The organism is Flavobacterium buctense (assembly GCF_014486695.1).
GTDB lineage: Bacteria > Bacteroidota > Bacteroidia > Flavobacteriales > Flavobacteriaceae > Flavobacterium > Flavobacterium buctense.
The window spans coordinates 41,817-63,534 of the sequence record NZ_JACTAB010000004.1 but is presented as its reverse complement, the minus strand read 5'-3'; the positions used below and the strand labels follow the sequence as shown (position 1 = coordinate 63,534).

Sequence of the window (21,718 nt, the reverse complement as noted above, 5' to 3'; positions counted from 1 at the left end):
TTTTATGACACTGAAGGCTTAATCAATTATTAAATGATTTTTAGTATTAATTCGAACTCAAATCAGCCCGATAAAAAATTATTTCACTCCAAACATCATCGTAATATTCTTTAATATTATCCATGTATAATCCCCAAGAACCTTTACCATGAATCTTTTCATAAGTGTCTACAAATGACGTTCTAAAGCCATCTGCTTTTTCTTTAAGTCCTTGTTTGTATCTTCTGGCTATGGCAAATTGTGGTTCTCCTGAACCATTAACTTCATAAACGGCAATCGTTGAACCTTCTGCCGCCCATGCCGCTTTTAAACTTTTAAGCATGGTAGCCACTTTATAACCACAACCAATTTTTGGGTAAATGTGTGTTACTTGAACTTTGTCTGAGTAATCACCAACGGCAACAGTACTCAATGAATCGACATAAACAGAATAACCACTTGACTGTCTATCAGTTAAATAGACGGTTACATTTTTATGCCAATCATTATTGTGTGCTTCATTAATATCCCCGCGAACATCTTCAGATTCCCAAGACTTTGGTCCTTCAACTATATGATACCCTCCGGCATCCGGTCCGGACTGAATTTGAAATACTCGCCATTTGACATCTCCTGTGTGATACTTTTTGGCATGAATTGCCAATGCTTTTTCAAATTCAAGTTGCTTGTCAATTTTGGGAAATACACGACTGGTGGAAATCACATTTTTGGTCTGACTTATGCCTATTAAAGGGATAAGCATCAAGAGAAGAAACAGGTTCTTCACTGTTGAATAGAATTTGTTTTTCATGATTGTTAGTTTTTTATTGGTTCAATAGAATTACTATTAATTCTACCTCTAAGTAACAGTTAATCAATAAGAAACAAAAACAAATTAGGACGAATGGGCATCAATACTGTCCGAAGCAAGGGATTTATTTATCGGTTAAATAAATTATTGGAATAGGCTTTACGCAGCCTTTAATTTGAAATCAAATATAATAGCAGTACCATTTTGACTATCTTCCCGCATGGTGCCGTTTAATTGATTAGTGAGTAAGGAAACCAGTTGACCTCCAAAACCGGTTCCGTGTGTGATTCCCGATTTTCCAACGCCATTGTCAGCCACTTCTAAGTGAAGAATGTTGCCTTTTTTTCTTTCCATCTTGATAGTAACAGTACCTTTTTCGCCTTTTGGGAAAGCGTATTTGATGGTATTGGTCAATAATTCATTTATAATTAATCCCAAAGGAACAGCGGTATCAATATCTAAATCTAATTTTTCCATGGCAAGGTTAAGCTCTACTCGCTCTTCGGCACCAAAACTATCGAGTATACTTTCGCTTAGATTTAAAAAATAGTCTTTCATTTCTATGGCACCCAAATTGGTTCCTTGATAGAGTTTTTGATGTACAATCCCAATAGAATTGACGCGGTTTTGACTTTCAGCCATGGCGTCTTTTGTATTAGGATCGTCAATTTGAGCGGATTGCAAGGCTAATAAACTCGAAACGACCTCCAAATTATTTTTCACACGATGGTGAATTTCTTTTAGTAACAATTCGTTTTCAGCATTGCGTTTGTCCAACAATTCATTTTTATCCTCCAATTCATGATTTACCGCTGCCAGTTTTAAATTGCTTCTTTGTTTAAGTCTAACATTGCGATAAAATAACAGTAATGAAATGGCACACAAACCTAAAGCCACTATAAAGAAAATTTGAAGGTTGCTTTTTTGGATAAGTTCTTTTTCTTGGTTTATCACATTGACTTTGAGTTCGCTTTCGCGTAAACTCCGGTCGTTCAATTCTTTTTGTGAAGCTAATGACTCGGTGTAATATTGTTTTTTAAACTTTAAGGCATTGGCTAAATCTCCTTTGGTCTCATAAGTATCAGCGATATTATTTAAAGCATTAACAGCTGCGAAATGGTCGTTGTTTTTTAGATAGACCTCGCGCGCTTTAGAATAGTTTACAACTGCTTGATCATAATTTTCAGTATAGTAATCAATATCAGCTAATCGTTCAAGACAATACCCATAGTAATCCTCAAAATGGTAGGCTTCTATTAATTCAATGGTTTTATTAATGTTGGTCCTTCCTTCCTCGTAGTTTTGCTTTTCTCCAATTAGATAACTACCTAAAGAGGAATAATACCAAATATGACACAAAGGTTTTTTAAAATCCTTTAGTATTGTTTTTACCTCATTAAGATAGAAGTAAGCAGAATCAATATTTTTGCTGGTATAATAATATTGCAATTCGGCATTAATCATATAATATTCAGAAGGATATTTTTTGTAATTCTTTTTATAAAAAACCAAGCTTTCCTTTAAATACTTAAGTGACAGTTTTTTTTCAGCTTCAAGTCCGTATAAACCATAGTATAACCCTTTATCCAATATTGCTCGGGCTTTCACGTTAGGTGCGTCATTTTTACGGATTAAAGCCAATGCTTTTTCAAATAAATCCAAGGAAGCTTTTGAATCCCCTTTTTGAAGTTTGATGTTGGCCCAAAAAACCAAATATTTGTATTGTAAAATTCGGTTTTCCTTTGCTTTGGGATCTAATTCTTGATAGTCAGTCCATTGAGTATTTAGTATAGAATCTTTCTCAGCATTAGAAAGTGCATAAAACTTACTTTTATTCATTTCCAATTGCAATTGCAACAAAGTATTACGGTGTGTCGGCTCGTTTCGATTTAAAACTTTAATGGCTTTAGCCGAATAAAAAGCGGTACTGTCATTATTATACTGCGGCATATCGGTAAACCAACTTGCCTTTTCTTTGTATTTAGCACTTAAAATCAAAGCTTCTTTAGCAGACAATTTATGTTTTGCCTGGGAAAACTGCAATTGGGAAAAGAGTAAGAATAAAAATAAGATCAATGATTTCATTACTTAAATCTTTTGAATGTGAAGTAACAATTGCTTTTTCAACTCAGCACTCAAAGGAATGGCTTTTCTGGCAATGACCACATGAGTGTTGGCGATTTCATCGATGTGAAATAAATTAACAATAAATGAACGGTGAATTCGCATCAAATGATTAACAGTCAACTTCTCTTCTAAGTCTTTTAATGTAGAAACGATCAAGTGTTCTTTGTCTTTGCAATGAATTTTACAGTAATTGCGTTCGGCTTCAATGTAAAGAATATCATGGATATTAATTTTTACCATTTTGTCATGATGGCGTACGAAAATAGAATCGCTGAGCATAAAAGGTTCGTTTGGAATTTCTTCGTTAGGCTTACTGTTTTTTTCTTCTGCAACCCGAATAATGGTTAATTCAATCGCTCGCTGCAAATCGATTTTCTTAAAGGGTTTGGAAATAAAAGCATAGGGATTAGTTGATTTTGCACGGTTGAAATGTACTTCATCCGCATTGGCGGTTAAATAAATAATAGGAATTTTATACTCGTTCTGAATCAAACCGGCCAATTCAATACCATCCATTTCCCCTTTTAGATTAATATCCATTAAAAGTATGTCGGGTACTTGTAGTTTAATGTGTGGCAGTACTTCTTCAGCTCTGGGAATGATTCCGTTTACATGGTATCCTAAATGATTTAGTTGCATGGATATATTTGCCGCTATAATCATTTCGTCCTCAACTATCAAGACAGATTGCATTGTACTCATCAACTAGGGTTTAAGTTGGTTACTATATTAGTTTAGCAGGTTAAAACTATAAGCGTATTTGAGGCGGCAATGGTAGACTATGCGTGAATAATTTTTATAAATGTATGAAATTTAATTTAATGGTAAGAAAGTCAGTACTAATTAAAACTAAAATTATTGATTATACGTTCGTTAGCAAAATGTCATCGCCTAAAATATTCCCAAAATAGAATTCCTTACCTTTGCGGCAAATTACATCTACAATGAGCACTTTTGAGCAATTCAATCTTCCGAAATCATTACAAAAAGCCGTCGACGAATTAGGTTTGACTACGCCTACTCCAATTCAGGAAAAATCTTTTTCGGTGATTATGTCAGGTCGTGATATGATGGGAATTGCCCAAACCGGAACAGGTAAAACATTTGCTTACCTTTTGCCAATTCTAAAACAATGGAAATTTGTTGCCACTGATACGCCACGAGTGGTCATATTGGTTCCAACGCGTGAATTAGTAGTACAAATTGCGGCCGAAGTGGAAAAGCTTACCCAATTCATGTCGGTGCGAACTTTAGGCGTTTACGGTGGTGTAAACATCAATACGCAAAAAAAGGCCGTTTATCAAGGAATTGATGTCTTGGTTGGAACTCCGGGAAGAATTATGGATTTGGCTTTAGACAATGTCATTCGCTTTGACAGTTTGCAAAAATTAGTCATTGATGAATTCGATGAAATCTTGAATTTAGGGTTCCGTTCTCAAGTGACTTCTATTTTGACTATGATTAAAACCAAACGCCAGAATATCTTGTTTTCAGCCACTATGACGGATGAGGTTGACGGCATGTTAGAAGAATATTTCGATTTTCCGGAAGAAGTTTCTTTGGCAGCAAGTGGTACGCCATTGGAACAAATAGAACAATTGGGTTACAAAACGCCTAATTTTTTGACGAAAGTCAATTTGATCATAGAATTACTAAAAGACGAAGCTTACGAAAGGGTTTTGCTTTTTGTCAACAATAAAAAAACAGCCGATTTGTTAGCCGATAAATTGGAAGAAGTATATCCGGAGCAATTCGGAACGATTCACTCTAACAAATCACAGAACTATCGTTTGCAAACGATGGCCACTTTTCAAGCCGGAGAAATCCGCGGAATTGTTACTACGGATGTAATGGCGAGAGGTTTGGATATTTCCGACATCACACACGTAATCAATGTAGAGTTTCCCGAAATACAAGAACAATACATTCACAGAATCGGAAGAACCGGTCGTGCCGATAAATCGGGTATTGCCATTAGTTTGATTAGTCCGAGAGAAGAAGAAATTATGATTGAGGCCGAAATGCTGATGGAAAAAGAACTTACCTTTTTGCCTTTACCAAAAGAAGTTGTCATTGCGGAACGCTTGCTAGAGTTTGAAAAAGACAGAAAAAAAATGAAAGTGATTCTGAAAACCAACAAATTAGAAGGTGGCGCATCGTTTCATGAAAAGGCAAAGAAAAACACCAAAGTCAACCTTGGCGGACCATCGAAAACGAAGAAGAAAACCGGAACTTCGGTAAATAGAAATATTTTGAAGAACAGAGCCGCGAAGAGAAAGAAGAAATAATTCCTTTTTGGTAATTGATAATTGACAATTGATTACTATTTTTGACAAACAATAATTGAAATGCAGTTCAAACACCCGGAAATTCTATATTTTCTTTTTTTATTGGTGATTCCAATTTTGGTGCATTTATTTCAGTTGCGACGTTTTAAGAAAGAATACTTCACCAACGTACAATTCCTAAAAGAACTTTCCCTGCAAACCCGAAAAAGTTCGACCATCAAAAAATGGTTGTTGCTTTTCACCCGTTTACTACTTCTCGCCTGCTTGATTCTCGCTTTTGCCCAACCTTTTTTTACGGCGAAAGAAAGTCTGAAATCGACTAACGAAATGTACATCATCTTAGACAATTCCTATAGCATGCAAGCCAAAGGCAAAAAAGGAGAATTGCTCAAGCGTGCGGTTCAAGATTTATTAGAACATACTCCGGAAGCTCAAAATTTTTCTTTGATTACCAACTCTGAAACCTATTGGAATACCGACATCAAATCGATTCAAAAGGATTTACAGGATTTAAAATACAGCGCAACGCCTTTTAGATTAGACAATTTGATTGCGAAAGTCAATGCCCGAAAATCTGCTTTCAACAAAGACATCATCGTTATTACAGATGCCGTTGGTTTGGAAGCCAATCAAGCGAAAAGCTTTAAAAAAGAAGACAATGTCTATTTCATCATTCCTGAAGCGGAACAAAAGAACAACGTTTCGATTGACAGTGTCTATATCCAACAAACCTTAGACAGTTTCTATGAAATTGGCATAAAATTATCAGCCAATGGCGAAGATATTACGGCGGTTCCGATTGCGTTGTACAACCAAAACAAATTGACTGCAAAGACATTAATCGATTTCAAAAACACAACTGAAACGATTAAATTCACCATACCAAAAGAAGATTTTCACGGCTATGTTTCGATTACCGATAAAGGTTTGGCTTATGACAATACTTATTATTTCAGCATTTCCAAACCCAGTAAAACCAACGTAATCAGCATTGGCGACACCGATAAAAGCAATTTCCTTTCGAGAATTTACACCAGTGACGAGTTTGCTTATACCAATTTTCCGATTGCCAATTTGGATTATAATTTATTGGAAAAACAAGATGCAATTGTATTGAATGAATTAAAAGACATTCCACAAGCGTTGCAAACTACACTGAAATCATTTGTAAATAAAGGCGGAAACATAGTGGTCATTCCGGCGCAAGAAAGTAATGTGACTACAATGAATAGTTTCTTGGCCAACTTTGGAGCGATTCAATTGAAATCGATTGCAAGTAACGATAAAAAAGTGACCAAAATCAATTTCAATCATCCGTTGTTTAGCAATGTGTTTGAAAAGAAAATTGACAATTTCCAATATCCGTCAACCAAAACTGCTTTTGGAATCAATAGTACAACGCCTGCAATTCTGAGTTATGAAGACCAAAGTGCTTTCCTGACTTCGGTTTCGAATCCTTTGTCTGCAGTTTATCTTTTTGCAGCGCCAATCAACAAAACCAACAGTAATTTCCAAAATTCACCTTTAATCGTACCCACATTTTACAACATGGCACAAAACAGCCAAAAAACCGGTGTTAATGCGATTATTATTGGCGAAGACCAACCGTTTGTGGTAGATGCACTCTTGTCAAAAGATGAAATTCTGAACGTAAAAAATGCCGCCGAAAGTTTTATTCCGGTGCAACAATTGTTGAATACCAAGGTCAAAATAACTTTTGGCGACAATCCTATCGAAGCCGGAAATTTTGGTATCTTTAACGGAGTAAATTTGGCACAGAATATCAGCTTTAATTACACACGAACCGAAAGCAACCTGAGTTTAGCCAACACCGATATTACTGCTAATTACAAGGAAATAGAAGATATAGAAACGGTTTTTAATTCGATTCAAACCGACCGAACCGATACGCAAATCTGGAAATGGTTTGTGCTGCTTACGCTACTCTTTTTAGTATTAGAACTCCTCATTCAAAAATTTGTAAAATGAACCTAATCATCCGAAAAGCCAAAATTGTTGACCCAAAAAGTCCATTTCACCATCAAACTGTTGATGTGAAAATAACCCACGGTATTATCGAGAAAATAGGCGTTTCAATTCCGAGTTCGGATACACATCAGGAATACCAACACGACGGTTTGTACCTTTCTCAAGGTTGGTTTGACACTAGTGTTTCCCTGGGCGAACCCGGATTTGAAGACCGAGAAACCATCGCCAACGGATTGGATGTCGCTGCCAAAAGTGGCTTTACCGGAATCGCTTTGCAGCCTAATTCAAATCCGATAATTGACAACCAATCACAGGTTCATTTTGTCAAACAAAAAGCGGCTAATTCTGCTACAGAGTTATTCCCAATTGGAGCTTTAACCAAAGACAGCGAAGGAAAAGATTTAGCCGAATTGTTCGACATGAAAAACGCCGGAGCTGTAGCTTTCGGGGATTATGGTAAAAGTTTGGCTAATGCGAATCTGTTGAAAATAGCTTTGCAATACACTCAAGATTTTGATGGTTTGGTAATCGCTTTTGCGCAAGATGACAACATTAAAGGCAATGGTGTTGCTAATGAAGGAATAGTTTCGACAAGATTAGGCTTAAAAGGAATTCCCAACTTAGCCGAAGAATTAATCATCGCCAGAAACTTGTTTTTACTCGAATATACCGGTGGAAAACTACACATTCCAACGATTTCTACAGCGAAATCTGTAGCGTTAATCAAAGAAGCGAAAGCGAAAGGTTTGAACGTGACTTGTAGTGTAACTGTGCATCATTTGGTCCTAACGGATGAAAAACTGGATGGGTTTGATACAAGATACAAAGTGTCGCCACCATTGCGAACTGAAACCGACAGACAAGCTTTAATAGCAGGTGTTTTAGACAACACTATTGACTGCATTACTGCTGATCATAATCCAATCGACATTGAGCATAAAAAGATGGAATTTGATTTGGCTAAAAACGGAACCATTGGTTTAGAAAGTACTTTTGGTGCATTGCTAACCGTGTTGCCTTTGGAAAAAATAATTCAAAAATTGACTTTCGGTAAAACTATTTTAAATATTGAAAATCAAGAAATTAAAGAAAATAATACAGCTAATTTTAGTCTATTCCAAATTGACGCCGATTGGACATTTGGCAAAGAAAATATAGCTTCAAAATCTAAAAATTCTGCTTTCTTTGGACAAGCCATGAAAGGCAAAGTTTTGGGGATTTATAATCAAGGAAAATTTGTTTTAGCCTAAATTATTATGGAAAATATTGAAAAAGCAAAAAATACTGCCATCGTTGCTTATTTAACCATCATTGGAAGCGTGATTGCCATTTTTATGAATCAAGAAGAAAATAAATCCGATTTTGCTTCTTTTCATATTCGACAAGCATTGGGATTATTCATCTCATTTTTCTTGTTGGGGTATTTTGTAGGTTATGCCAATAGTTGGACTGCAACATCTGCCTTTTATCTGTTTTATTTTATCTTATGGATATATGGCTTTTTAGGCGCAGTTCAAGGTCAAAAACGAGAGTTACCGGTAGTTGGTGGATTTTTTCAAAACCTATTTAAAAATTTGTAATGAGTTTAACACTTCACCATTTAGTCCGTGAACCAAAAGATAAGAAAGTTAAAAATCCTTTACTCCTATTGCTACATGGTTATGGCAGCAATGAAGAAGATTTGTTTTCTTTTGCCAACGAATTGCCCGAAGAATATTATGTGATTTCAGCCCGCGCACCATTTGATATGATGTATGGAAGTTACGCTTGGTATGCCATAAATTTTGATGCTGATGAGAATAAGTTTTCTGATATCGGTCAAGCCAGAGCATCCAGAGATATCATTGCTAATTTTATAGACGAATTAATTGCTGAATACCCTATTGATGCTGATAATGTGACACTTATTGGATTCAGTCAAGGCTGTATTTTGAGTTATGCTGTGGCATTGTCTTATCCTGAAAAAGTACAACGCGTTGTGGCCATGAGCGGTTATTTCAACCCTGAAATTGCTGTGAATGATTATACCGAAAATGATTTCAGTAAATTAAAGATATTTGCCTCACATGGTACGGTTGACCAAGTAATTCCTGTAGAATGGGCACGAAAATCCATTCCGATGTTACAAGTATTAGGGATTGATATAGTCTTTAAAGAATATATGGTTGGTCACGGTGTAGCGCCACAGAATTTCTTCGATTTCAAACACTGGTTAACCCAATAAAAAAATCCCGATTTCTCGGGACTTTTTTGTTATTCTTGTGTATCACTTCCGGTGATTTTTTTACCCATTTGGCCATCGCCTGAAAATTTGATATCGGCGCCTTTTTTCAAAACATAACCTTTCCAAGGCACGAGTTGCCAATCTTCAAAAACCCACGGCTTTCCTTCTGCCAATCGGGTTAAAACTATGGAGTTAGTTACGTTTGGCAAAAAAACCTCTGCCTTATTCAAATCTTCACTAAAAAGTACAAACGCACTCAAAGCTTCATCTTCATTGTCGGGTTTGTCGCTCGGATTTAACGGAATACCGGTATACCCTTTAACACATTCCTTATTCATCTTTGACCAAATATAACCCGCACTAGCCAAGCATCCGTGTTCATCTTTGTCATTAACAAAAGTAGAATCTTTAACGGCTAAAGGAATATTTTCTTCTTCGGATGCTGCATCGTTTTGATCATTTAACTTACAGGAGAACAAGAGGATTGAGGCGATTAAGAGTAGAGAGATTTTTTTCATGCCTTTCGTTTCTAATTTAATTGTTCAGGATAAAGATAGGAATTCATGATTTCAAATGAAACAGTTTGATCCTCATTGATAAAATATTTAAGTAAAACTTCGCCCCAAAGCTTACCATTACTATAACTCGCTATAATCCAACGGTGATTCAACAACTTCACTTTACTAATGATAAATTTTTGTTCCCCCATAGTTACTTGATCTGTATACTGATTGCCTTCAGGAGAATCGTTGTAAGCTAAAAGGGCTTGCTTTACTTTTTCAGCAAAAACAGTAATGTCATTTTGGTTTAAATAGTTTTGCGCTCTATCATTGGCTTCCAAAGAAAAATAATTAGCGTCATAGAGTTGGTCCGTGAGTTTGACAACACTATCATTCCATTTTTTATTGTCTAGGGCACTTTCAGGCTTCTTGACTGAGGCTTCTTTTGAAGTGAAATACTTATAGGTAAAAACATTCATCAAAACAGCGATGATAAACAGGTATAAAAACAACGATTTTTTCATAGTATTAAATTGTAATTTTCAAATTGTCGTAGGCCAAAAATACATTTGGAGGTAATTTTTTTTGAACTTCTTCATGAAAACCTAAAAGATGACTAATGTGAGTCAAATAGGCTTTTTCAGGTTTTACCAAATGTATAAAATCTAACGCTTCCTGCAAATTAAAATGGGAATGATGTGGTTCTTCACGCAAGGCATTCACAACCAATACTTTTGCTCCTTTCAGCTTTTCAATTTCAGCAGTATCAATAGTTTTAACATCGGTTAAATATACAAAATCCTGAATTCTGTATCCAAAAACTTGAAGATTCCCGTGGTTTACATTGATGGGGATAACTTGGGAACTACCTATTTTAAAAGCTACATTTTTCTTAACTTCGAAAGTTTCTACACCGGGCGCACCGGGATACTTATTTTCAGTTTCAAAAATATAATCAAAACGCATTTTAAAATTATCTAAAACCCTTTGATGAGCGTAAATTGGAATGTCTTTTTTTTGTCTGAAGAAAAACGGGCGAATGTCATCCAAACCAGCGGTGTGATCAGCGTGTTCATGGGTAAATAGTAGCGCATCTAACTTTTCACATCCTGAAGTTAACATTTGTTGTCTAAAATCAGGTCCGCAATCTATTACAATTGAAATATCATTAAAAGTTACCCAAACCGAAACTCTCAATCGTTTGTCTTTTAAATCATCACTTTTACAGACAGGATGATTGCTTCCAATGACAGGAATTCCTTGAGACGTACCGGTTCCGAGAAAATAAACTTGCATCATAGCACGGTTTTTGATGGAATCGTTTTTGAAGTTGTACTTTAAATGTAATTAATTACAAAAATAGGTTAATTATCTTTTAATAAAATAGCTATTTTACTAACTTTGCAAAGAATACTTACGCTACTATGGACAATATTGTTTCTATAATTAAACTGAAAGGCGATAAAGCCATTGAACAAATTCCTGCTATCAAAGATAAAGCTTTGCGAATCAACCTAAATGACAATATTTACGGGACATTTGCTGAGATTGGGGCCGGACAAGAAACGGTGAGACACTTTTTTAGAGCTGGTGGTTCATCAGGAACGATTGCAAAAGCCATGTCGGCTTACGATAAAGATTTTAGTGACGCTATTTACGGCATTGAAGATGATGGACGTTACGTTACTGAAAGTCGTTTAAAAAAGATGTTGAATCATGAAGTTGAACTGATTGAAAAGCGTTTAAAAAGAGACAAACATCCTAATAAAATATTCTTCAGTTTTGCCAATACTGTAGCGACAATTGATTTTGCAAAGCAATTTAAAGGTCATGGTTGGGTTGGGATTAAATATCAAGTCGAACCTGATGAAGATTATAACGAAATCACTTTGCACATCCGCTTTAAAGAAACTGATGCTAAATTACAACAAGAAACCTTGGGTGTTTTGGGTGTAAACTTAATTTACGGTGCCTTTTACAAGTATAACGATCCCAAAAAATTATTGCGCTATTTGTACGATCACTTAGATAAAGACCAGCTGGAAATTGATACCATTAACTTCTCAGGACCGCGTTTTGCCAATGTTGACAACCGTTTAATGAGTTTGCAATTGGTTAAAAACGGTATGACTGATGCGGTAATGTTTGGTCCTGATGGGAAAAACATCCTACCGGCATCAATCCTTTACAAGAAAAATATATTAGCGCTTAGGGGAAGTTTTCGTCCTGTAACTCAGGTGAATATGGACATGTATGAAAAATCATTAAAGATGTTCCTTGAAGAAAGTAAAGTAGACAAAGAGAACACTTTAGTGATTTTTGAGATTACACTATCTAACTTGCGATCTGAAGGCGAAATTGACGAAAGAGACTTTATGGACCGTGCCGAGTTACTTTGTTCCTTGGGGCAAACTGTAATGATTTCGAACTTCCAAGAATATTACAAAGTAGTAGAATATTTCTCCAATTACACCAAAGCCCGTATGGGATTGGCCATGGGTGTAAATAATTTGGTTGATATTTTTGATGAAAAATATTACCGTCACTTAAGTGGTGGAATTTTGGAAGCTTTTGGTAAATTGTTTTACCGCGATTTAAAAGTGTTTTTATATCCTATGGAAGACGAAAACGGAGAAATCATCAACTCTCAAAACCTAAAAGTTCACCCACGTATGAAAGAATTGTATAAGTTCTTTGCATACAATGGAAAAGTAGTTGACATCACCGATTTTGATAAAGATCACTTAAAAATTTTCTCTCGTGAAGTGTTGAAGATGATTAGCACTGGTACTCCGGGTTGGGAAAAGTTGTTGCCTAAAGGTATTGCAGATATTATCAAACAACACCAATTATTTGGTTATGATCCGAATAGAATTTTGGAAAAAGCATAAAAAAAAGCCAAGAATTAAATCTTGGCTTTTTTTATTTCAATATCTGAGCGGCATGTGCCTTGGTTTTTACGTCCGAAATGATTTCTTCAATAAAGCCTTCTTCATTGATAATAAAAGTAGTTCTGTGAATCCCATCGTATTCTCTTCCCATAAACTTTTTTGGTCCCCAAACGCCAAAAGCTTCGATAACTGACTTATCTTCATCAGCCAATAGAGGAAAAGGGAACTCATATTTATTTCTAAATTTACTTTGGGCTTTGGCACCATCAGCACTAACACCTAGGAGCTCATAATTAGCGGCTTTGAAGCGATCATAATTGTCTCTCAAATCACAAGCTTCCGCAGTACAACCAGGTGTGTCAGCTTTTGGATAAAAGAAAACAACTAACTTTTTACCGTTGTAATCTGCTAAAGAATGAAGATTTCCATCTTGATCTTTTCCTGAAAAATTGGGAGCTTTATCACCTATCTGTAGTGTTGTCATAATGTATAATGCAATGTTTAGGGTTATATAATTTCTAAGTATTATTTCTTATTTTTACCATTCAAATTTAGTTAAAATGACCAAAAAAGAACGTGCAACATTCGTTATAAATACGTTAAAAGAATACTATCCAGAAATTCCTATTCCACTTGACCATAAAGATGCTTACACTTTATTGATTGCCGTACTGCTTTCTGCACAGTGTACCGATGTTCGCGTTAACCAAATTACTCCTATCCTATTTGCAAAAGCGGATAATCCGTATGACATGGTTAAACTTTCAGTAGACGAAATAAAAGAGATTATTCGTCCCTGTGGTTTATCGCCAATGAAATCAAAAGGCATATATGGGTTGTCTCAAATAATCATCGATGAGCATAACGGTGAAGTACCACAAAGTTTTGAAGCTTTAGAAAGATTACCGGCTGTAGGCCATAAAACGGCAAGTGTAGTGATGTCACAAGCTTTTGGCGTTCCGGCTTTTCCTGTTGATACTCATATTCATCGTCTGATGTATCGTTGGAATCTAAGTAATGGAAAAAACGTTCAGCAAACGGAGAAAAATGCCAAAGCTATTTTCCCTAGAGCATTATGGAACGAGTTGCATTTGCAAATTATTTGGTATGGACGAGAATATTCACCGGCACGTGGTTGGGATATAGAAAAAGACATTATCACCAAAACAATAGGCCGGAAAGATGTTTTGGAAGAATATAACAAAAAAACATCCCGATAATTATACCGGGATGTTTCTTAATTAGCAATATTTTCGAAGTTCATGTTGCCTACTTTAATAATATTCAATGCACAAGAATATTGAAGGATGAGACGAATGGTTTCTTTTTTAGGTAACATTTTTTTGGGTGCTAATTTTCTTTTTGAGTAAAGTTTTGCCATATATAAATCTGTTGTTTTGAGAGGTTTATATAATAACGCAAAAGTTTACTTTTTATTGCCTAAGAAGGTAAATAAATTTTATTCTTTTCAATTACTTTTCTCAGATTTGTAATAGCGTAACGCATTCTACCCAAAGTAGTATTTACACTAACGCCTGTAAAATCAGCTATTTCTTTGAAACTCATGTCTAAAAAGTAGCGCATCATGATAACTTCTTTTTGATCATGTGGTAATTTTTCAATGATCATTTTGATATCAATTTCTACTTGATTTTTAATCAATCTTCGTTCAATATTTAATGAGTCATCCGTGATTCTGGAAAAAATTAGTAACTCATCTGTATCCCGATTTAAAGGCATTTTTTTATCATTACGGAATTTGTCAATAATCAAATTACTGGCAATACGCAAAACCCAAGATAAGAACTTGCCTTCTTCGTTATAGAATTTTTTTGATTTAAGGGTATGAATTACTTTAAAGAATGTTTCCTGAAAAATATCTTCGGTCACATCTCTATCCGAAACTTTGGAATAGATATACCCATAAATTTTTGATTGGTGTCTATTAATAAGAATTGCCAAAGCGTTTTCATCGCCTTTAACATACTTGTCTACTAATATAGCGTCCGGAAGTTGAGATTGTGCCATAACATTACCTTTTAGTAAGGGTTAAAAAAGAATTTTTAATCTAAAAAGTAATTTTTATGTATAGGCAAAAGGGGATTGAGAGTTAATTATAAGCCAAATTTAACATAATTTTTATTTAAAAAACAAATTAAAATTGAAAAAATATTATTTTTCTTAAGTAAAGAGTTGATTTTACTTGATTATTTCAGTCAAATAGTATTAAAAAGTCTATTATTTACAAAAGAATTTGAAGTTTAATAATTAAAAACAAACTTTTCTGGTACGCTCTGTGTTACTAATTACTTCTTAATTATTTTATGATGTTGAATTCCATACATGTTTTGAATTCTTAAAAAATATACTCCAGGTTTTAAATTACTCGTATCGATATCTTCTAAAGCGCCAACTGTTGTTTGTAAGTGCTTTTTGCCCAAGATATCAGTCAACGTAATTTGATTGTGAACGTCTGACAATTGCAAGTGCAAAACATTATCAACCGGATTAGGATAAAATAATTGACGTGATTCAGATACTGTTGGTACATCTAAAGCACAATTACTACCTACTACATAGGAAATAAATCTAGTTACAGATAATCCGCCAGAAAAAGCAAACTTTACAGCATAATTGATAGTCGAACCTATTGTTTGCCCGGTAACAGTATGTGAAAAAATCTGTCCGGAGACATTTGTCATTTGTGTTTCAGAGAAAGGTGATAGCCTTCTTAAAAAAGCAACCAAACCAACTTTGGCATCTAACAACTCAAAAGTAATTTTAACATCAGTTCCAATAGTTTCAAATGAATAATTATATCCTAAATTGAAAGGTAGTCCATCTGTAGATTGTGTATCAGATCCTGAACATCCAATAACACCCGTCGTTGTTGCAGTAACTATAATCGGATTGGCGATATAATTATTTCCTGCCAAGTCACTGGCAGAAACTGAAAAGCTATAATTGGTATTAGGCATTAAATTGGGCACAATAACCGATTTTTGAATTCCCGAAGGATTGGCTAAAGCTATAGTTCCACCACTGTAAGTAATGTTATAATTAACATTTCCTGAGTTGTCATTAGCGTTCAATAATAATTCGATAGTTGAACTAGTTACAGCGCCTATTGATGCGGTGAAGTTAGTTGGTGCTTGATTATCTACAATAGTATTTTGATAAACTCTTACATAATCAATTTCCATTGATGCTTGTGTGAAATTTGAAGGTATTGTCCCTGCAATACCACCCATAGCAATATTTAACAAGAGATACTGTTCTGCATTAAATGGCCAATTACTTGGTGTTTTAACTGCAGGATTGTAAGTATAAAATACCACTCCATCCAACAGAAAAGAGATTTGAAAAGGAGACCAATTCATAGAATACACATGAAAATCATTTCCTAAATTATTGGCAATTGTACCTCCAATGTTGGTTGTGTTACCAAAAGAGGAAGGCGTATGCAAGGCACTCTGCACATAATTCGCTGGCTGGGATGGCGTTATACCGTGTTCCATGATATCAATTTCACCACAAGCCGGCCAATTGGTAGTTCCGAATTGGGCATCAAAAAAACCGCCGTCCTCATTCACATTTTTGCCAAGCATCCAAATGGCAGGCCATGTACCTTGGTTGGTTGGGATTTTGGCTCTAACATCAACACGACCATATAAAAACGAAAACTTCGAATTTAAACGAGCTGATGTATATTGTTTGGTTATTCCTTGACTTGTGTATGGTTCTTTTTTTGCTACTACATTCAAAAAACCTCCATTGACAAAAGAGTTGGTTAATTGATCCGTATAATGCTGCACTTCTCCATTAAACCAACTTCCACCAGCTGGCAACTGGGTTTGATGATGCCACTTACTTGAATTTACAGCACCATTAGCATCAAACTCGTCAGACCATACCAAATTAGTGTAAACAACATCTACTTGAGAATAACTGCTTTGCGTTACAAGGATGGAAATTAAAAAAAATAGTTGAAAAATATTAATTCTCATAATGAGTGCTTATTTTTTATTGATTGCATTAATTCAGATCTTAGAACTTAACTTACTTAAATAATAATTTTAATAAATTACACTAAAATTTTAATTGTTCGTTTTTATCCCATAATCCCCAATAAGCGCCAACATCACCTTCCGCTCCTACCTTCCATCCTTCATCAAAAGAAGAAAAGTAGAAGACTTCGATATTATTTTGTCTGGACCAATTTTGTGTTTCTATAAAATACTGCATCGCATTTTCATTCGAAGCAAAAGCGCCTTTGAGAGAACCTCCTTCACTTGGCCAACCCGTTTCTGTAATAATCACGCGTTTTCCTTGACCGGCATCTTTGGCTGATCCAAACATACTTTGCATGTGATTTAGGGAATGTTCTATAGGGCAACCTTCCCAATAAGGGTAACAATTGGTTAAAATAACATCACACGCTTCGGTTATTTTTGGTCGATGAGAAAACTCATAGTAAGCATCAACATATCCCACAGGAATATTAGGCAATACTTCTTTCACACGATGAATATAGGCTAACAATTGTTCTTCGGTTAAATCACCTCTGTACATAACTTCATTTCCAACAGCGGCAATATCTACACAACCTTCATTGGCCAATTCAATCAATGCTTCAATTTCTTTTTCGTTTTTTTCTAAATCGTCACCAAGCCAAGCTCCAACCAATGTTTGCATACCGTTTTGATGAGCAATTCTTGGAATATGTTCATTGCCTTCAATACAAGAAAATGAACGAACCCATTTGGAATAAGGTTTTAAAATTTGAATACGTCTATTTACTTGCTCTGCTATAATAACATCACCCGGTTTTTGACCGTCTTCATACATACTGAAACAAATACCGTGCATGCCTTTTTGTAATGTTTCTCTCCAAATTTCTTTTAATTTTTTTTCTGAAATCTCAGGAAAATTAATTCTTGGTTGTGGTGTATTTTCAAAAGAATGATCTTCTAAGGAAAAATAATGACCTTCTCTATATGACATAATTAATTTAAGTTAAGTTCAAACTTTAATTTCTCGTTTTTATCCCAAATTCCCCAGGCAGTTCCTATAGTTCCTTCCTGATTGGCTTTCCATGATTCATCAAAGGATGAAAAATAAAATAATTCAATATTATTATTTTTAGCCCATTCATGGGATGCTACAAAATATTTAACCGCATTGATTTCTGATGGAACAGCTTGATCAACCGTTTCCCCTTTACTAGGCCAACCGGTTTCTGAGATTATGACTTTCTTTCCATTAGCGACAGATTGCGTTACCTCTAACATATTTTGCAAATAGGAAATGGCATAGTCATTCTTTGCACCTTCCCAAAACGGATAAAAGTTAACCAATAGGACATCACAATTGGAAACCAAATTAGGTCGGTCTAAAAACTGATAATAAGCATCTACATAGCTTACTGAGATATTTGGCAATGCTTCTTTTACTCTTTTTATGTAGCTAATAAGTTCTTGCTCAGAAATCTCATTACGGTGCAAAGCTTCATTACCAACTGCTGCAATATCAACTAATCCGGCTTTTGCCAAGTTGATTAAGGATTGTATTTCTTTTTCATTTCTGACTTTGTCATCGCTAATCCAAGCTCCGACTATGGTTTTCAAACCTTTTTGGCGGGCAATTTCAGGGATTAGTTCATTTCCTTCAGTACAAGAGAAAGAACGAATCCATTGGGTATGTGGCGCAATTATATCGAGTCTTCTTTTTATTTGGTCAGATGACAAAACGTCTCCGGCTTGTTGCCCTTCGGTGTAAGGACTAAAACAAACGCCATGCAAACCTTTGCTCAAAATTTCTTCATATTGTTCTTTTATTTCAGCATCACTTTTAGAACTAAAATCAGTTCCTTTAATAGTATTTAAACCATTGTTTTTCAGTAACGAGGACAGCTTTCCGGAAAGATATGCAGAAGATTGAATTTTTGGTGTTCCTTTTCTTTTTTCTAAAAGAGCTCTCACTTCTCTGGCTTTGGCTTCATCTACATCGTAATCTTTCATTACCCAAATAGCAGTTAATGTTCCTAAAATCGGAATTCCAACAAAGAAAATTCGCAACCAAAACATGGTATCGTCCGTTTGTGTAGCGGCATTTGATTGAAAAGCGACCAAAGAAAGAATCAAACCACTTAATAATCCTGCAACTGCAGTTCCGAATTTTACCATCCACCAATAAATTGCGCCTAAACTTCCTTCTCTTCTTTTACCGGTATTGAGTTCATCAATATCAATTACATCCGAAGTCATCGACATCATTAAGGTGAATAAACTACCAATTCCGAATGAGAAAAATGGCAATGCAAACAGAAATAGATACGGTTTTCCTGGAACAAATAATAAATAAAGTAAAATGTAACCCACTACAGAAATCCCTTGAGAAATCAAAAACGCTTTCTTTTTTCCCATTATTCTCGACATTCTTGCTACAATAGGAATAACGGCAATCGTAGTGATAATCGCACCTACACTTCCAAATAAGGTAGGCCATAATCCGAAACCTTCTTCATTTCCTTTAAATAAATAATATTTGATGATGAAGTAAGAAAATCCGGCTGTGGTTTGGAAAGCATTAAATATTAGAAAAGTGGCAATACAAATTTTTCTGAAGGGTTTTATTTCTATCGAAGCTTTCAAACCTTCTTTTATCTCGCCAAAACTTCCCAAGATTCCTTTTAAATCAATAGGGCTGTAATTTTCGTTAAGTGTAGATTTACTTGGAATAAAAAATGCGGGAATTGCCGCTAAAATAGCACAACCAATCGCAACATAAACTGCCAAAGTTCGCACCGCAATATCACTTGATGGAAATAAGGTTTGATCTGCCATTATCACCCAAAACCAAGGCGCTACTACCCAAGCTAACTGACCGATGAGTTGTGAAGTCGCCATAATATTGGTTCGCTCGTGGAAATCGTCGCTCATTTCGTAACCCATCGCTACGTAAGGAATACTAAAAATGGTCAAACCAGAATAAAAAATCAATGAAATAACTAAAAAGTACCAAAAATTGTAAGTAATACCATTTTCAGCATATAATTGCCACATTAGTGCAAACGAAATTCCTAAAATGATCGCACCTGCTAAAACATATTGTCGTCTTCTGCCCCATTTTGATTTTGTATTATCGCTAACATAACCCATTATAAGATCAAATAAAGCATCATAAAACTTTGGAATAAAATAAGTTAAACCGAGTAACAGACCACTAAATCCTAATTTTTCTACTAATACAACTGTGAAAATGCCAATCATTGCAGGAAACATTTGGTTGGCCAGCATACCTAACCCAAAGGCAATTTTTTGACCCATGGGAACTTTTCCTGATGAAGTTGAAGTAGTGTTTGACATAACAATTATAGTTTTAAATTATAGGGTTAGTTTTGTTTGATTATGATAGTTTGTAATGCTTTTGAATCAATTGAGATTAAAGCATTTTTATTACGTATATTAATTTCTATTGATTGTTTGGTTTCTGTTGGATTAAAAACGGCTACAGCAATAGAGCCATCAGGATTTTTAACGGCTGTGGTTACGACCTCATTGCTATCGATTGTGCACCCGATTTTTATGGCTCCCGGACGCATGAACTTACTAAAATGCGCCATTACATAGTATAACGGAGTGAAATACACTTCATCGTTTTTATCATCAACAATCACCGGTGCGACACACCAATTTTTAAACCAATTCGGGCCACCTTGACGGTCTAAAACCATATTCCAATCGACCCAACCATCGACCCAATTATTGAGGCAACCAATGATATCATTAGCATAGCGATTAACCGGAGCGTATTTCGGATGCAAATATTTTTCTTTTTCACTAGCCCAATCCCAACCCCAATCTGTAGCTTCTTTTTTCCAATACCAGGCGTCATCGTTCCAATGTGGTACTTCTGAGTCAACGCAGCCTTCGGTTTCGATTAGGTATTTGTTGGGCGCTTTGTCATGGGCGTATTGCAGTTCTTTGGCGAAATACTCATAGGTACTTTCATACCAATGAATAGCTGTTCCCGCGAAATATTTTGAAGTCGCTTCATTTTTAAACATGGCATCAACCCATTCCGGCAAACCGGCTCTGTTTTGGTCGTAGCCAAAAATTTTAACATCAGCCCAACCGTCTTTTTCTAATTTTGGTCCGAGATGATTTTGAACAAACAAAGTCATTTCTTCCGGAGAAAAAAGTGTGCTTTCCCAGTTGTTTCCATTCCCGTGTGGTTCGTTGATAACGGTAACGCCCCAAATATCAATTCCTTCTTTTTTGTAAGCTTCTAAATATTTTGAAAAATACAAAGCAAAGGCATCGTTGAATTCGGGCAATAATTTTCCGCCTACATATTTTTTATTGTCTTTCATCCATGGTGGAGAAGTCCAAGGCGAAGCGATAATCTTAAATCCATCTTTAGAAATGGCTTTGGCTTCGCGTATCATCGGAATAAGATCGGATTTGTCGTCTTCTATGGTAAAATGCTCCATTTTTAAGTCGTTTTCGACTTTGGCGTAGGTATAATTGCTCAAAGAAAAATCGCAAGAGGCAATGTGTGTTCGTGTCAAAGAATAATTGGCACCCTCTTCACTAAAATAGGCATCGAGTATTTTTTTTCGATTGGCTTGACTTAATTTGTTTAACAAATAGGCCGAAGCTTCAGTAAATGAACCACCAAAACCCGTGATGGTCTGAAATTTTTCTTCCGGATTCAGTTTGATAATTAGCGGTTTATCATTTTGAGTGAATTCAGTCAATTTTTCTAACGAGTGACCTTGTGCGGAAGTTTCATAGACTTCTACCTTTAGTTTATCGGTTACTTTACAGCTTTGCAATGAAAAGGCCATACTACACACTAGTATCAAAAATTTAACATTGGTTATTTTACACTGAATCTTTTGCACG

20 protein-coding genes are annotated in these 21,718 nt (G+C 35.4%); 7 read left to right on the top strand and 13 right to left on the bottom strand.

Features of this window, described 5'->3' with window-relative positions; genetic code table 11:
- Positions 1-46: 46 nt before the first annotated feature.
- From ICG50_RS07585 to ICG50_RS07575, 3 genes are all read right to left on the bottom strand, one after another.
- The gene (locus ICG50_RS07585; protein ID WP_187660309.1) at positions 47-790 is read right to left on the bottom strand and encodes a hypothetical protein; all 744 of its coding nucleotides are present in this window, start codon (positions 788-790) and stop codon (positions 47-49) included.
- 159 nt (positions 791-949) lie between these two features.
- The gene (locus tag ICG50_RS07580) at positions 950-2,875 is read right to left on the bottom strand and encodes a sensor histidine kinase (RefSeq protein WP_187660308.1); all 1,926 of its coding nucleotides are present in this window, start codon (positions 2,873-2,875) and stop codon (positions 950-952) included.
- A 3-nt stretch (positions 2,876-2,878) separates the two neighbouring features.
- A complete protein-coding gene (locus tag ICG50_RS07575; protein ID WP_187660307.1) occupies positions 2,879-3,619 on the bottom strand; it encodes a LytR/AlgR family response regulator transcription factor in 741 nt (246 codons plus the stop codon).
- A 242-nt stretch (positions 3,620-3,861) separates the two neighbouring features.
- Here ICG50_RS07575 and ICG50_RS07570 point away from each other — a divergent pair, with 242 nt between their 5' ends.
- The 5 genes from ICG50_RS07570 to ICG50_RS07550 are packed head-to-tail and all read left to right on the top strand — an operon-like array spanning position 3,862 to position 9,418.
- A complete protein-coding gene (locus tag ICG50_RS07570; RefSeq protein WP_187660306.1) occupies positions 3,862-5,205 on the top strand; it encodes a DEAD/DEAH box helicase in 1,344 nt (447 codons plus the stop codon).
- A gap of 60 nt (positions 5,206-5,265) precedes the next feature.
- Positions 5,266-7,194, top strand: coding sequence for a vWA domain-containing protein (locus ICG50_RS07565; RefSeq protein ID WP_187660305.1), 1,929 nt, complete (start codon positions 5,266-5,268; stop codon positions 7,192-7,194).
- A complete protein-coding gene (locus ICG50_RS07560) occupies positions 7,191-8,444 on the top strand; it encodes a dihydroorotase (RefSeq protein WP_187660304.1) in 1,254 nt (417 codons plus the stop codon). Before ICG50_RS07565 ends, ICG50_RS07560 begins: the two co-directional genes overlap by 4 nt.
- 6 nt (positions 8,445-8,450) lie before the next feature.
- Positions 8,451-8,774, top strand: a complete 324-nt coding sequence (locus tag ICG50_RS07555) for a DUF4870 domain-containing protein (RefSeq protein WP_187660303.1) — start codon at positions 8,451-8,453, stop codon at positions 8,772-8,774.
- On the top strand, positions 8,774-9,418 hold the full coding sequence (locus ICG50_RS07550; protein ID WP_187660302.1) for an alpha/beta hydrolase: 645 nt from the start codon (positions 8,774-8,776) through the stop codon (positions 9,416-9,418). Before ICG50_RS07555 ends, ICG50_RS07550 begins: the two co-directional genes overlap by 1 nt.
- 29 nt (positions 9,419-9,447) lie before the next feature.
- Here the strand turns inward: ICG50_RS07550 and ICG50_RS07545 are convergent, their stop codons facing one another.
- Genes ICG50_RS07545 through ICG50_RS07535 form a run of 3 tightly spaced genes read right to left on the bottom strand, consistent with a single transcriptional unit; the run spans position 9,448 to position 11,214 of the window.
- Positions 9,448-9,936: a hypothetical protein gene (locus ICG50_RS07545; RefSeq protein ID WP_187660301.1), complete on the bottom strand. Its 489-nt coding sequence runs from the start codon at positions 9,934-9,936 to the stop codon at positions 9,448-9,450.
- A gap of 11 nt (positions 9,937-9,947) precedes the next feature.
- Positions 9,948-10,442 carry a hypothetical protein gene (locus ICG50_RS07540; RefSeq protein ID WP_187660300.1) on the bottom strand — a complete coding sequence of 165 codons (495 nt, stop codon included), beginning with the start codon at positions 10,440-10,442 and terminating at the stop codon, positions 9,948-9,950.
- A gap of 4 nt (positions 10,443-10,446) precedes the next feature.
- Entirely contained in the window at positions 10,447-11,214 is a 768-nt protein-coding gene (locus tag ICG50_RS07535) for an MBL fold metallo-hydrolase (RefSeq protein ID WP_187660581.1), read from the bottom strand.
- A gap of 128 nt (positions 11,215-11,342) precedes the next feature.
- Between ICG50_RS07535 and ICG50_RS07530 the strand changes: the two genes are divergently transcribed.
- Positions 11,343-12,809, top strand: coding sequence for a TonB-dependent receptor (locus ICG50_RS07530; protein ID WP_222940168.1), 1,467 nt, complete (start codon positions 11,343-11,345; stop codon positions 12,807-12,809).
- A gap of 31 nt (positions 12,810-12,840) precedes the next feature.
- Here ICG50_RS07530 and bcp read toward each other — a convergent pair whose 3' ends face one another.
- Positions 12,841-13,293 carry a thioredoxin-dependent thiol peroxidase gene (gene bcp / locus ICG50_RS07525; protein ID WP_187660299.1) on the bottom strand — a complete coding sequence of 151 codons (453 nt, stop codon included), beginning with the start codon at positions 13,291-13,293 and terminating at the stop codon, positions 12,841-12,843.
- 76 nt (positions 13,294-13,369) lie between these two features.
- Between bcp and ICG50_RS07520 the strand changes: the two genes are divergently transcribed.
- Entirely contained in the window at positions 13,370-14,029 is a 660-nt protein-coding gene (locus tag ICG50_RS07520; RefSeq protein ID WP_187660298.1) for an endonuclease III domain-containing protein, read from the top strand.
- A 17-nt stretch (positions 14,030-14,046) separates the two neighbouring features.
- Here the strand turns inward: ICG50_RS07520 and ICG50_RS07515 are convergent, their stop codons facing one another.
- The 6 genes from ICG50_RS07515 to ICG50_RS07490 form a co-directional block, all read right to left on the bottom strand.
- On the bottom strand, positions 14,047-14,190 hold the full coding sequence (locus ICG50_RS07515; protein ID WP_187660297.1) for a hypothetical protein: 144 nt from the start codon (positions 14,188-14,190) through the stop codon (positions 14,047-14,049).
- Between the two features lie 59 nt (positions 14,191-14,249).
- Positions 14,250-14,837: an RNA polymerase sigma factor gene (locus ICG50_RS07510; RefSeq protein WP_187660296.1), complete on the bottom strand. Its 588-nt coding sequence runs from the start codon at positions 14,835-14,837 to the stop codon at positions 14,250-14,252.
- Positions 14,838-15,115: 278 nt separating this feature from the next.
- Complete coding sequence (locus tag ICG50_RS07505) at positions 15,116-16,816, bottom strand: family 16 glycosylhydrolase (protein WP_187660295.1); 1,701 nt, start codon at positions 16,814-16,816, stop codon at positions 15,116-15,118.
- An 82-nt stretch (positions 16,817-16,898) separates the two neighbouring features.
- The gene (locus ICG50_RS07500; RefSeq protein ID WP_187660294.1) at positions 16,899-17,813 is read right to left on the bottom strand and encodes a glycoside hydrolase family 17 protein; all 915 of its coding nucleotides are present in this window, start codon (positions 17,811-17,813) and stop codon (positions 16,899-16,901) included.
- Between the two features lie 2 nt (positions 17,814-17,815).
- Positions 17,816-20,176 (bottom strand): MFS transporter, encoded by a 2,361-nt coding sequence (locus tag ICG50_RS07495; RefSeq protein WP_222940167.1) that lies wholly within the window; start codon positions 20,174-20,176, stop codon positions 17,816-17,818.
- 26 nt (positions 20,177-20,202) lie between these two features.
- Positions 20,203-21,660 carry a glycoside hydrolase family 30 protein gene (locus ICG50_RS07490; protein ID WP_187660293.1) on the bottom strand — a complete coding sequence of 486 codons (1,458 nt, stop codon included), beginning with the start codon at positions 21,658-21,660 and terminating at the stop codon, positions 20,203-20,205.
- Positions 21,661-21,718 lie beyond the last annotated feature (58 nt).